Consider the following 12,307-nt stretch of genomic DNA (forward strand, 5'->3'; position numbering starts at 1 on the left):
GACAGCGCCCCCGCGTCCGCCTCCGGCGCCCAGACTCCCGACGCCCCGTACGCCCCGATACTGGGCGTATCGGGGCGAACCCGACAACGCAGCGAGCGTGCGTGCCAGACGCCGCGGGGCAGGCGGGAGTTTGACGACAGGTCCTAGGCCTCGCGGTATCGGTCCCGAACCTCGGGGCGTTGCTGGAAGCCGGCTGACTTGTAGGTGGCGACGGCGCCGACATTGGAGCTCGGGGTGCAGACGAGGGCGCTCGACGAGCCCAGCTTCTGGAGTGCGGCGGCCGCGGCAACGGTGATCGCCTCGCCGTAGCCGTGACGGCGATGGTCCCGGTGCACTCCCATCGGTTCGAGCAACCCGGGCCTGCCCGGCCCGGCCGACCACACCGTCACCGCCGCCACGGCGTTGCCCTGGTCGTCATACGCGAGCAGACACCGGGCATCGGCGTACGGCAGTCCCGCCGCCATGGCAGACCAGCGCTGATCCGTGAACCTCGACCCGTCGAACGCTGCCCGGAGTACGGCGGCAAACACGTCCGCCTGCCCCGGCCCGACCACCTCGATCCGGACGCCTGGTTCCCTCACCGGCTCCGTGAGGCCGCGGCGCAACGGCGTCCACGGCTCGTCGGCCTTCCAGCCTTCCTCGGACAGCAGATCTTGGATCAGTGCTCCCGTCGGCGCCTCGATGTTCACCCTCCCCCCGGGCAGCACGCCACGCCCCGGCTCGATCACGTCCGCAACCACCTGCTGCGCCAGCTCCTCGTCCCGCTGAGCGTCTGACGCCATCGTCATGCGCAACAGCCTGGGACCGTCCAGCAGCCCGACGGCGAGGATCTGTCCGTCCCGGCTCCACGTCCTGACCGCAGCGGCGGTCGCCTCCGCACCCTCCCGCCAGAACCAGCCCAGGTCCCCCGGATGCAGCTGCATCGGCGCCCCGTCGTACTGCCACTCCCGCAGCGCGCCCACAGCCTCGCTCAGCCCGTCAACGCCCGGCTTGCCCAACACAATCGCCATGCCGCCGATCACACACCACGGCACCGGCACTGCGCACCCGGTTTCCGACCCGGTCACTCGGCGTCGAGTTGGTGGTCCGCCCAGACATAGCTTTCGGGAAGCAGGTCAGTGATGAGGACGGTGCGGACGCGGTCGCCTTCGCCGACGATGACCTTGAGGGCGGGAAAGTAGTCGAGAAGGACCTGACGGCACCGGCCGCACGGCGGGACCACGCCGCGGTCGCGGTCGCCCACAGCGACGATCGTGTCCAGCTCGTAGGCGCCCTGGGCGGCTGCCGCGCCGATGAGGACCAGCTCGGCGCAGGGGCCTCCGGTGAAGTGGTAGGCGTTCACCGCCGTGACGATCCGCCCGTCCAGAGCGCGGGCCGCGGCCGCCATGGTGTGGTTGTCGCCCCGGCAGCGGGTGCGCGCGACGTCCGCCGCGGCCTCGATGAGTTCGTGGTCGACGTGGTGGTTCTGCGTGGTCATCTTCTCTGCCTTCGTCAGGTGTCAGGCGACGTTGACCCGAGTGCCGATGGCGTGCAAGCGAGTATCGGCGGTGTGCTCGTTCCACCACTCGCGGACGCGGTCCCGTTCTGCCACCCGGACGGCCTGGCGAGGCTGCCCGTTCGTGCCTACAGGCGGGTGCCCTGGTCCCGACTAGTCGGGATTCATGCCGTTCAGATAGGCAAGGACCGCGAGCACCCGGCGGTTGGTGTCCTGGGAGGTGGTCAGGTTCAGCTTGGTGAAGATGCTGGCGATGTGCTTGCTCACCGCGCCTTCACTGAGGTGGAGGCGGTTCGAGACCGCCGCGTTGGAGCAGCCCTCGGCCATCAGCTCCAGGACCTCCCGTTCGCGGGCGGTCAGGGTGCCCAGCGGCTCCTGATGGGCAGTGCTCCGCACCAGTTTGGATATGACCTCCGGGTCCATCGCCGTGCCACCCTCGGCGACCCGGCGCAGCGCGTCCACGAACTGGGTGGCGTTGAACACCCGGTCCTTCAGCAGATATCCGATGGCACCGGAACCGTCGGCGAGCAGTTCGCGCGCATAGAGCTGCTCGACGTGCTGGGACAGCACCAGGACGGGCAGGCCGGGCATCCGCCGGCGGGCCTCGTGCGCCGCGCGCAGTCCCTCATCGGTGAAGGTGGGCGGTAGTCGTACATCCACGATCGCGACATCGGGCCGGTGCTCCTGCACGGCCGTGAGCAGTTCCGGGCCGGTCTCCACCGCCGCGACCACGTCGAAGCCGTGCGCGGTGAGCAGATGGGTCAGACCTTCGCGAAGCAGGTAGAGGTCCTCTACGAGGACAACACGCACGGAATCTCCAGGGTGACTGTGGTGGGACCGCCAAGTGGACTGTGTACGGCGAGGCTTCCGTCGAAGGTAGCGAGCCGCCGCTGAATGCCGCGCAGCCCGCTGCCCCTCGCCGGATCGGCGCCACCGGTTCCGTTGTCGGTGACCTCGATCCGCAACTGCTGCGCTACGTGACACACGTCGATGTGCACCCGGTCCGCTTCGGCGTGTCTGGAGACGTTGGTGAGGAGTTCGGAGACCGCGAAATAGGCGGCGGATTCGACCGGGCGCTCCGGACGGCCGGGCAGCTCGATCCGCAGTCCGACCGGGAGCGGCGAGTCCAGGGCCAGCCCGCGGATGGCGTCCGCGATGCCGCGTTCGGCGAGCACCGGCGGGTTGATCCCGCGGATCAACTGGCGTAACTCGATGAGCGCCTGCGCGGAGGCCTCCCTGGCGGACCCGAGCATCATCTTGGCGGCGGCCGGGTCCCGTTCGACGAGTGCCTCGATGGTGCCGAGCTTCATGCCCATGGCCACCCACTGCGCCTGCGCCCCGTCGTGCAGGTCCCGTTCGATCCGGCGCAGCTCCGAGGACAGCGTCTCCTGCGCCTCCGTCCGGGTCTCGGTGAGCTGCACCACCCGGCGGCCGAGCAGCGCTGACTTGGCCGGTCCGAGGAGGCACCGGCTCCACAGGCCGTGCAGCCGCAGCAGCGGCAGGGCGAGCAGGCTCCCGGTCAGGGTGCCGGCCACTCCGATCACCGGGGCGACGGCGACCGGGTGATCGCCGAGGACGGGGATGCCATGGGTGAGTGGGGGCCAGCCGTCGAAGGTCGGGAAATCGACGAAGAGTCGGAGCAGCGACGTCCATGCCCAGGACCAGATCAGGCCGAAGAAGCAGTACGCGGTGACCACCGCGGGCAGCGCGGCGAGCAGCACCGCGACGACGGGGTCGAGCAGAAGCCACAGCAGGTCCCGCCAGGTGGCCGGATCTCGCGCGTACTGCCGTAACCGCAGCGACCGCAGGGCCGCCTCCGGGGTGCGGTACAGCGTGCGGCCGATCCGGTAGGTGCCGTCGGGCCGGGGCGACGGCAGGGCAGGTTCGGGCCCATAGGGCAGGTCGATCCGGATGCCGGTCCATTCCTGGATCTGCTGCCGGCGCCAGGAGGTGAGGTGCCGGCCGGCGACCAGCACGGTCGGCCAGGCCCACAGCAGGATCGGCACCAGTGCCAGCACATGCAGGAGGGCGGCGGCCAGTTCGGCGACCGCGAGGCCGGCGGTCAGGGCGAGCCGCCAGGTGGCGAGGGCACCGCGGCCGACCCGGATCAGCGCACGGCGTATCCGGGAGTCGGTGTCGGTGACGGGCGTGAGCAGATGGCCGGTCCAGCGTCCGTGGAGTCGGAGCAGGGCCGGTCCGAAGCCGAAGCCGGCCGCAGCCGTCGGCACGGCGATCGGGAGGGTGAGCGCTACGTGTCCCGGCCAGTACCACGGGAAGGCGGCGCCCACCACGACCAGCGTGACCGGCAACAGCGCCGTGACGCTGCCGACGCCGGGGTTGAGCAGCATCCACAGCAGGTCCCGTGAGGTGGCCGGGTCCTTGAGCAGCCAGTCCCAACGCCGTTCGTAGGTAAGCTTCTTCGGGGTGGAATGAAGCCGGTTCCTGTAGCGGTACCAGCCATCCGGTTCGGGTTCGGGCGGTGGCGGCGGAGGTTGGTACGGCGCCGGCAGGTCCACTCCGCACCACCGGCCTGCCAGGGCCCGGTAGGCATTGAGCGGAACGCGGTACCACTGGGCGAGTGTCTGAATGCCGAGGAGCGTGCCGAGTCCGATGGCGGCGAGCATCGGGGCGGCGGCGAGCCCCAGCCCGAACAGCACAAGGCCGCGCAGGGGTGCCCACAGTTGCCGTCCGGACATCGTTCTCCCCGTACTTCCGATGCTCCCGCCGGGAGCAGTCGTCGTCTGTCACGATTTCGCCGTCTGTTCACGATATCGAGCCCAGGCAGGGGTTCGAGGTTTTCCACAGGCCTGCCGAGCCGGGGCCCAACTCGTCCGGTTCTCGCTGAACTTCGCCCCCTGACGCATTGTCAGCTCGATCGATGCGCGTCGCCCTTCCCACCAACCCCATGTGATAGAAGTATCGAGATCGTCGTACTCGACGAGTCCCGGAAGCAGCCGCGTTCACGCACTCGCGTGCCGGCATGGCGCCACGACTTCGGCCGGCTTCCCCCACCCGCCACGGCATCGCCCCGTAGCTGGATTTCCCATTGCGCCCGGTCAGGTACCGGCACTCCGCGCTGCGCCCATTCAGGCCGTTACGGGGGCCTTTCGCCTGAATCCGGAATATGCCTAGGTTGCATCCAGGGTTCGCCGTGCCCGGGACCACGCAGGCCCGAACACCCTCAGCATCTGGAGGAGAGCATCTTGCACAGCAGTACCGTGACATCCGACCAGTCCACGAACTCCGCTGACTTCCCACTTCAGTTCGCCCGCAGCCGCCGCTTCTCCCTGGGAGTGCCCAGGAATGTCACCGTCTCCCCCGACGGCCGCCGGGTGCTCTTCATCCGTACGGTCTCGGGCACCGATCCGGTGGGCCGGCTGTGGCAGTACGAGGACGGCGCGGAGCGGCTGTTGGCCGATCCGGCCCTCCTGGTAGGGGCCGGGTCCGGGGCGGTGCCCGAGGAGGAGAAGCGCCGCCGGGAGCGCGCCCGCGAGCAGTCGGTGGGCTTGGTGTCGTACGCGACGGACGAGGCCGCCCGTCTGGTGGCGTTCGCGCTCTCGGGGGCTCTGTGGGCGGTGCGCACCGACGGCGGCACACCGTTCTCGGTACCCGCGGCCGGTCCGGTGGTCGACCCGCGCCCCTCCCCCGACGGCCGGTACATCGCCTATGTGAGCAGCCGTTGCCTGCACGTCGTCGACCTGGAGGGGGCCGACCGGCAGCTGGCCCGTGCGGAGGACCCGGAGATCTCCTACGGCCTCGCAGAGTACGTGGCCTCCGAGTCCATGCACCGGCTGCGCGGCTACTGGTGGGCGCCGGACAGCCGTCGCCTCCTGGTGGCCAGGGCCGACACCAGCCCGGTGCAACGGCGCTACCTCAGCGATCCGGCCGACCCGACGCAGCCGCCGCAGGCGATCCGCTACCCGGCGGCCGGCTCCCCCAATGCGGAGGTCACCCTCCAGCTCCTCTCACTGGAAGGTGAGCGGGTCGAGGTGGACTGGGACCGCAAGGCGTACGAGTACGTCGTGGCGGCGGGCTGGGACGCGCACGGTCCGTTCGTCACCGTGCAGAGCCGCGACCAGCGCATAGTGCGCACGCTCACGATCGATCCGGAGACCGGCGCCACCGAGGTGCTGCACGAGCGGACCGATCCCGCCTGGGTGGACATCATCGACGGCACCCCGGCCCGTACGGCGTCGGGCGCCCTGGTGCTCCACGAGGACGACGGCGACACCCGCTATCTGACCGTCGGCGGCCGACGGGTCACCCCGGAGGGGCTGCAGCTGTGCGCGGTCCTGGGGGTCGAGGGGGAGCGGGTGCTGTTCAGGGCGAGCGAGGACCCTCTGGAGACCCATGTGTGGTGCCATGAGCCCGGCCGCGGCAACCGCAGGCTGAGCCGGGAGCCCGGCAGGTACACGGGCGCGGGGCGGGGCGGCACGGTCGTCCTGGCGGGCGAGACACCGCGGGGCCACGAGGTGGGCGTACTGCGCGGCGACGGGTCGGCCGGGGACCCGCAGTACCAGGCCCTCACCACGCTCACCGAGGAGCCGTCCATCACCCCGCGGCCGGTCCATCTCACGCTCGGCGAACGGCAGTTGCGCGGCGCGCTGTTCCTCCCTTCGTGGCACAAGGAAGGCACCGGGAAACTGCCGGTGCTCCTCGACCCGTATGGGGGGCCGGGCATCCAGCTCGTGGGACGGGCCCATGGATGGTTCACCTATGTGTCGCAGTGGTTCGCCGAGCAGGGGTTCGCGGTGCTGGTGGTCGACGGGCGCGGGACCCCGAACCGGGGCCCGGCCTGGGAGAAGACGATCCACGGCGACCAGCTGACACCGGCGCTGGAGGACCAGGTGGACGCGCTGCGGGCGGTCGCGGCGCGCTGCGGCGACCTGGATCTGACGCGGGTGGCGATCCGTGGCTGGTCGTTCGGCGGGTTCCTGGCCGCAGCCGCCGTGCTGCACCACCCCGAGATCTTCCACGCGGCGGTCGCCGGTGCCCCGCCCACCGACATGCGGATGTACGACACCCACTGGAAGGAGCGGTTCCTGGGCCACCCCCAGGAGCAGCCGGAGAACTACGCACGCTGCTCCCTGATCGGCCACGGCCATCTGCTGAGCCGCCCGCTGCTGCTGGTCCACGGGCTCGCGGACGACAACGTGGCGGCCGCGCACACCCTGCGCTTCTCGGCGGAGCTGCTCGCGGCGGGCAAGCCGCACAGCGTGCTGCCGCTGCCCGGTGCCACCCATCTGCCCGTCGATGACGCGGTCGTGGCCCAGCTGCTGCACTTCCAGCGGGACTTCCTGTTGAAGGCGCTGGAGGAACGGCGCGGCCAGGACTGACGGGGGCGGCCGGGGCGCACGGCGGTGTCGACGGTGTCGGCCCGCCCCGGCGCTTCGGCCGGTCGTCGTTCCACGTACGGCGGCCGGCTTCCTCGGCACCACACCCACCCCGCGGTCCCCCACCAGCCCCGCGCTCACCGTATTTGCCGTTCCCGCGCAAGAATCCGACCCCGTTGAACACTCCGGGCGGCAGCTCCGTATCGAGCCTGTGCAACGTCCATGGACCACATCGCGCACCGAAGGCACCACCGAGAACCGGAGGCACACCATGGCTCGACAGTCAGCGTCGGAGCAGGCGGAGACCGAAGCGATGACGGCGGCGGAGGAGACCGGCCCGGCGCCGGCGGGGCGTGGGGCGGGGCGGCGGGCCGTCGTCGCCGCTGTCGGCGCCGCCGGGCTCACGGCCGCGCTGGCGGCCTGCGGCGGCGGCATGTCGGACGCGGAAAGCGGCGGCGGCTCCAAGGCCGCGGGGGACGATCAGGCCGCCCCGGGGACGAGCGGTGAGGGCGGCACCGGAGGCAGCGGCGGCGACGGCTCCGCGGGCGGGGAAGCCGGCCCCGCGCTCGCCAAGACGTCGGAGATCCCCAAGGGCGGCGGCAAGATTTTCAAGGGCGAGAAGGTCGTCGTCACCCAGCCCCAGGACGGCGATATCAAGGCGTTCTCCGCGATCTGCACCCATGCGGGCTGCCTGGTCGGCGAGGTCTCCGGCGGCACCATCAACTGCATGTGCCACGGCAGCAAGTTCGACATCACCGACGGCAGCGTGAAGACCGGCCCCGCCACCAAGGCACTGGCGCCCGCCAAGGTGACCGTCAAGGGCGGCTCGGTCACCCTCGGCTGACGCGGAGGGCCCGCCGCCCGGTTGCCCACCTCCCCGGGTTACCGGCCGGGCGTGGCCGCGCGCCAGCTGGACAGGACGTCATCGGTGGTGGTGACGGTGGCGACCAGAGCGAGGGTGTTGCGGACCATCGCGGGGGTGTAGTCGGCAGGCACTCCCGCGATGGCGTCCGCGGGCACCACGGCCGTGTAGCCGAGGTTGACCGCGTCGAACACGGCATTGGGGACCGCCACATTCGCCGACACCCCGGTGACCACCAGGGTCCGGCACCCGAAGGTGCGCAGCAGCGCGTCCACCTCGGTACCGGCGATCGGCGAGAGGCCATGCAGCCTGCGCACCACCAGGTCGTCGCCGGAGACGGGTATCGGGTCGGCGACACGGACCGCGGTGGACCCGGTGAGCTGTTGCACGGGCAGCCTCTCGGCCGCCTTGAACAGGCGGGCGTTGCGGCTGGCACCACGCCCGTCGGGACGTCGTTCGGCAACCGCGTGCAGCACCTGGACGCCGGCGTCGTGGGCGGCCGCCACCAGCCGGGCGACGTTCGCCAGCGCCCCCGAGGTGCGTGCGGCTTCGGCGAGTTCGGGCAGGGCGCTGTCCGGGCCGACCACCCCGCGCTGGCACTCGACCGTGAGCAGCACCGTCGTGCCCGGGTCCAATTGGGCGATGAGCCGTGCGGCGTCCGAAGGCATCGCGTTCCTCTCTGGCGGGCCTGATTCCCGGTGTGCCCGGGGTTCCCGGCGTGCCCGGTGCTGCCCCGACGGGCCGGTGCGAGCCGGGCGAGGCTAGCGGGCATTGCGTACGTCAGGAAGAGCCCGCATGCTTTCTGACACTCAGTCAGGTGGCTTGGGTCCGGTCCGGCCGGTGTCAGGCGAACGGGCCGCTGCCGCCTGAGCGGAACACGGCGGAGGCGGGGACGGCATGGCCGACACACAGCGACGCGGGCGCCGGATCATGATGACGCGGGACGAGCTCGACGCCTTCCTCGCGGCGCAGCGCACCTGCCGGGTCGCCACGGTCGGCGGCGACGGCGCGCCGCACGTCGGAGCACTGTGGTTCCTCTGGGACGGCACGGCGCTGTGGCTCTACTCGATCACCCACAGCAAGCGGTGGGCCCAGCTGCGCAAGGACCCGCGGATCGCGGTGGTCTTCGATGACGGGCACACGTACGACGAGCTGCGCGGCGCCGAACTGTCGGGCCGCGCGGAGTTCGTCGGCGAGGCGCCGCGCACCGGTGAGCCCTGCCCTGAACTCGACGCCCCGGAGCGGCTCTTCGCGGAGAAGTACTTCGGAATATCCGCCATGCCGCACGACGGCCGGCATGCGTGGCTGCGGCTGACACCGGAATCCGTCGTGTCCTGGGACTTCCGCAAGATCCCGGGGTAAAGGGGCGGGCGGGCCACAAGGCGGAAGGCGGCCGGGCCACGGAGTAACCGACGCACCGGCGAAGCGCTCATTCCGGATCGACCCGCCAAGGGGAGCCCTCGCCCCCGCGGCGCCCCTCTTCCCCCGCCCATCGGATCACACTGCGGGCATCCGGAGTCGCATGCGAACGTAGCGGGAGTGACCTGGTCCTGGGCGAAAAATGCCCGTCCGGTTTCCACCCGTGCCGGGCGTAGAAGGCTTGTGCACGGTGATTCCGCTCCCATGCCTCGACCTGCCCCGTCCGTAGTTGGGTCGCGCGCAGGAACTGCACGAAAGCGGCGTGCAACCGGCCTCCGATTCCCCTTCCCCAGTGGCTCGGCAGGACATGGATCTGGTACAGCTCACCCACAGTTGCCGCATCCGCCTCCGGGCGCAGAGGCGGGCCCATCGCCATGACGCCCACGACCGTGTCTTCGTGAAGAGCACACAGCACCGTCTTTTCGTCCGCCTCCATGCAACGTGCCCACGCTTCCCGCCGCCGCATCGGCCCGCCCGGTTCGTCGACTTCCGTCTGGGGCAGCCTTCCGGCTCCGTAGTAGGCGGTACGGGCCTCGGTGTGCACCTCGACGATCGCGTCCAGGTGGACTGATCCCGCGGGCTGAATCGAAAGGTTCACCATGCCCGTGATGACGCGCTCGCGATGACGCGTGGTTCTGCTGTCGGACGCGTGGTTCCGCTGCCACCCGGCCGCCACCGCTTCACGTGCCGTGCGGTGGCCGGTCGAAATCAGGTGCTGGGAGGAGAGCTTCTGTGCACACTGCACGGATGAGTTCCGCCCCTGCCGGCGGCGCACCGCGGTTCGGCTCCTCCTGCTTCAGGCTCGCAGCCGAGACCCTCACCCGAACCACGTTCTGCTACCCGGACAGCTCCACCTGCCCCTCGGCCTTCGGCGTCGCCGCTCGCTTCTCGCTCATCGAGGTGGCCGAGTCCGACGGCCTCGACAGTCTGGACGGCCACATCGAGGCGCAGATCCACGGGCCCGTCAGACTCGACCGGGACGTGGAGGCGCTGGTCCTGGATCACAGCTACCGCGGAACGGCCGTGGAGGCCGCCGCCCATGAGCTTCCGTGCGTCATCGAGTGGCATCCGGGCTTCCGGCTGGACATGGCTCATCTGCGGCGTCACCCGGACTACCGGGGACAGGAATACGTCGACCTGGCTGCTGAGATCGCGGTCGACGCATGCATCGACCCCCGGATCATCGGAGATGCCGCCCTCACGGGTCGCTACGACCCGCAGGCGCTCAAGAAGGTCTGGCATTGCCTGGCGCGTTTCGGTGCGCCGCCCCGTGAGGGCGCCGCGCACAGCGGCCCGGTCACCACGTGCTGTCCTCAGGCGTCGGCGAGCTGATGTCCGCCCGCTACCGAACGAAGACTCGTCGACCCAAAGACCCACAGACCCACAGACTCGAAGAGTCGAAGAGTCGCAATCATCGACATGGGTCGTCCCGGTGTGATCGCGTTGTCAGTGGTCTCTGCGAGAGTGGGGTGAGTCAGCCCGTTCGGTGCCGGCAGGCGCGGGCGGGGCGGCCCGGTCGCGAAGGGGCCGGATGCCGACGAGGACGAAGGAGATCCGGTGAACGTGCTCTTCCCCGCGCTGCGCGACGCTTCGCCCGCACCCGCGCTGCGCTTCGGCGATCGCAGCCTCAGCCATCGCCAGTTGGCCTCGGTGGCCGGCGCGCTCGCCGAGCGGATCGCCGGTGAGAACCGCATCGCCCTCTGGGCGACGCCGACGCTGGAGACCTCGGTCGGTGCGGTGGCCGCGCTGCTCGCCGGGGTGGCCGTGGTGCCGGTCAACCCGAAGATCGGTGAGAGCGAGCTGGCGCACATCGTGGCGGACAGCGCGCCCTCGCTCGTCCTGGCCGAGCCGGGCGCCGAGCTGCCGGGCCCGCTCGCCGCGCTGTCCCGTATCGACATCGAGGCCGCGGCGCCGTCCGAGGAGAGCGGACCGGCCCCGCTGCCTGCCGAGCCGGGCGGCGAGGCCCCAGCCCTGATCGTCTACACCTCCGGCACGACCGGGCCGCCCAAGGGCGTCGTCCTCCCCCGGCGCGCCCTCGCGCACACCCTCGACGCGCTGGAGGACGCCTGGCAGTGGACCGCCGACGACGTCCTCGTCCACGCGCTGCCGCTCTTTCACGTGCACGGTCTGATCCTCGGCATCCTCGGGCCGCTGCGCCGCGGCGGCTGTGTGCACCACCTGGGGCGCTTCAGCACCGAAGCGGTGGCCCGGGAGCTGGCCGCGGACGGCACGATGCTGTTCGGCGTCCCGACGATGTACCACCGGCTGGCCGTCGAGGTGGGAGAGAATCCCGCGCTCGCCAAGGCCCTGTCCCGGGCCCGGCTGCTGGTCTCCGGTTCCGCAGCGCTGCCGCTGACCGATCATGAGCGGATCACGGCAGCCACCGGGCGTCGGGTGATCGAGCGCTACGGCATGACGGAAACGCTCATGAACACCAGCGTCCGGGCGGACGGCCCCGATGCCGCGGGCACGGTCGGCGTACCGCTCCCGGGGGTGTATGTCCGGCTCGTCGACGAGGCGGGGCAGGCCATCGGGGCCGAGGACGGCGAGACGGTCGGCGAGATCCAGGTCCGCGGCCCGAACCTCTTCGTCGAGTACCTCAACCGTCCCGACGCCACCGCCGCGGCCTTCGACGGCGGCTGGTTCCGCACCGGCGACATGGCGGTCCGCGACACCGCGGGCAACTACCGCATCGTGGGCCGTAAGGCCACCGACCTGATCAAGAGCGGCGGCTACAAGATCGGCGCGGGTGAGATCGAGAACGCGCTGCTGGCCCACCCCGGGGTCGCCGAGGCCGCGGTCACCGGCGAGCCGGACGAGGATCTCGGTGAGCGGATCGTCGCCTGGATCGTGGCGGAGACCGGCCCGGACGCCGGTCCTGCCCCCTCCGCCAAGGAGCTCGCCGACCATGTCGCCCGCCAGCTCGCACCGCACAAGCGCCCCCGCGCCGTGCACTTCCTCACCGCCCTGCCGCGCAACGACATGGGCAAGATCCTGAAGCGTGAACTCCATGCGTAGGGGCGGAGACGGGGGCACCGGGGACATGGACGAGGGCGTGGGCGGGGGCGCGTCCCCGCGTCGGGAGCCGGGCCCGGGGGCGCACCCCGGCAGCGAGGCGGACGGCCACAGCGATGGCGACCGAGTCGCGCCCGGCGGCCGAACCGCGGCCGGCTCGTCCACCGCGAAGTGGTCGGCGAG

The 12,307-nt window shown here is 71.2% G+C and carries 10 protein-coding genes and 2 pseudogenes; 6 read left to right on the top strand and 6 right to left on the bottom strand.

Going from position 1 to position 12,307, the window contains the following annotated elements; all coding sequences use genetic code 11:
- Positions 1-143: 143 nt before the first annotated feature.
- From ACWC9R_RS36065 to ACWC9R_RS36080, 4 genes are all read right to left on the bottom strand, one after another.
- A complete protein-coding gene (locus ACWC9R_RS36065) occupies positions 144-1,010 on the bottom strand; it encodes a GNAT family N-acetyltransferase (protein ID WP_450738006.1) in 867 nt (288 codons plus the stop codon).
- A gap of 53 nt (positions 1,011-1,063) precedes the next feature.
- Complete coding sequence (locus tag ACWC9R_RS36070) at positions 1,064-1,477, bottom strand: cytidine deaminase family protein (RefSeq protein ID WP_450738008.1); 414 nt, start codon at positions 1,475-1,477, stop codon at positions 1,064-1,066.
- Positions 1,478-1,648: 171 nt separating this feature from the next.
- Positions 1,649-2,305 carry a response regulator transcription factor gene (locus ACWC9R_RS36075; protein WP_393358511.1) on the bottom strand — a complete coding sequence of 219 codons (657 nt, stop codon included), beginning with the start codon at positions 2,303-2,305 and terminating at the stop codon, positions 1,649-1,651.
- Positions 2,287-4,191, bottom strand: a complete 1,905-nt coding sequence (locus tag ACWC9R_RS36080) for a sensor domain-containing protein (RefSeq protein WP_450738010.1) — start codon at positions 4,189-4,191, stop codon at positions 2,287-2,289. The genes ACWC9R_RS36075 and ACWC9R_RS36080 overlap by 19 nt, the downstream gene beginning before the upstream one ends.
- A gap of 507 nt (positions 4,192-4,698) precedes the next feature.
- Between ACWC9R_RS36080 and ACWC9R_RS36085 the strand changes: the two genes are divergently transcribed.
- Complete coding sequence (locus ACWC9R_RS36085; RefSeq protein ID WP_450738011.1) at positions 4,699-6,831, top strand: alpha/beta fold hydrolase; 2,133 nt, start codon at positions 4,699-4,701, stop codon at positions 6,829-6,831.
- Between the two features lie 310 nt (positions 6,832-7,141).
- Positions 7,142-7,672 carry a Rieske (2Fe-2S) protein gene (locus tag ACWC9R_RS36090; protein ID WP_450738020.1) on the top strand — a complete coding sequence of 177 codons (531 nt, stop codon included), beginning with the start codon at positions 7,142-7,144 and terminating at the stop codon, positions 7,670-7,672.
- 38 nt (positions 7,673-7,710) lie between these two features.
- Here ACWC9R_RS36090 and ACWC9R_RS36095 read toward each other — a convergent pair whose 3' ends face one another.
- Positions 7,711-8,358: a cysteine hydrolase gene (locus ACWC9R_RS36095; protein WP_450738013.1), complete on the bottom strand. Its 648-nt coding sequence runs from the start codon at positions 8,356-8,358 to the stop codon at positions 7,711-7,713.
- 229 nt (positions 8,359-8,587) lie between these two features.
- On the opposite strand from ACWC9R_RS36095, the gene ACWC9R_RS36100 reads away from it, so the two are divergent.
- Positions 8,588-9,052, top strand: a complete 465-nt coding sequence (locus ACWC9R_RS36100; RefSeq protein WP_450738015.1) for a pyridoxamine 5'-phosphate oxidase family protein — start codon at positions 8,588-8,590, stop codon at positions 9,050-9,052.
- A gap of 67 nt (positions 9,053-9,119) precedes the next feature.
- On the opposite strand, the gene ACWC9R_RS36105 is transcribed toward ACWC9R_RS36100, so the two are convergent.
- On the bottom strand, positions 9,120-9,854 hold the full coding sequence (locus tag ACWC9R_RS36105; RefSeq protein WP_450738017.1) for an N-acetyltransferase family protein: 735 nt from the start codon (positions 9,852-9,854) through the stop codon (positions 9,120-9,122).
- A 14-nt stretch (positions 9,855-9,868) separates the two neighbouring features.
- On the opposite strand from ACWC9R_RS36105, the pseudogene ACWC9R_RS36110 reads away from it, so the two are divergent.
- The 3 genes and pseudogenes from ACWC9R_RS36110 to ACWC9R_RS36120 form a co-directional block, all read left to right on the top strand.
- Positions 9,869-10,441: pseudogene (locus ACWC9R_RS36110) on the top strand (DUF3626 domain-containing protein); the annotation flags it as partial.
- A 225-nt stretch (positions 10,442-10,666) separates the two neighbouring features.
- The gene (locus ACWC9R_RS36115) at positions 10,667-12,127 is read left to right on the top strand and encodes an acyl-CoA synthetase (RefSeq protein WP_450738019.1); all 1,461 of its coding nucleotides are present in this window, start codon (positions 10,667-10,669) and stop codon (positions 12,125-12,127) included.
- Positions 12,120-12,307, top strand: a pseudogene (locus ACWC9R_RS36120) (hypothetical protein); the annotation flags it as partial. The gene ACWC9R_RS36115 and the pseudogene ACWC9R_RS36120, both read left to right, overlap by 8 nt.

This window comes from Streptomyces sp. NPDC001219 (assembly GCF_053597915.1).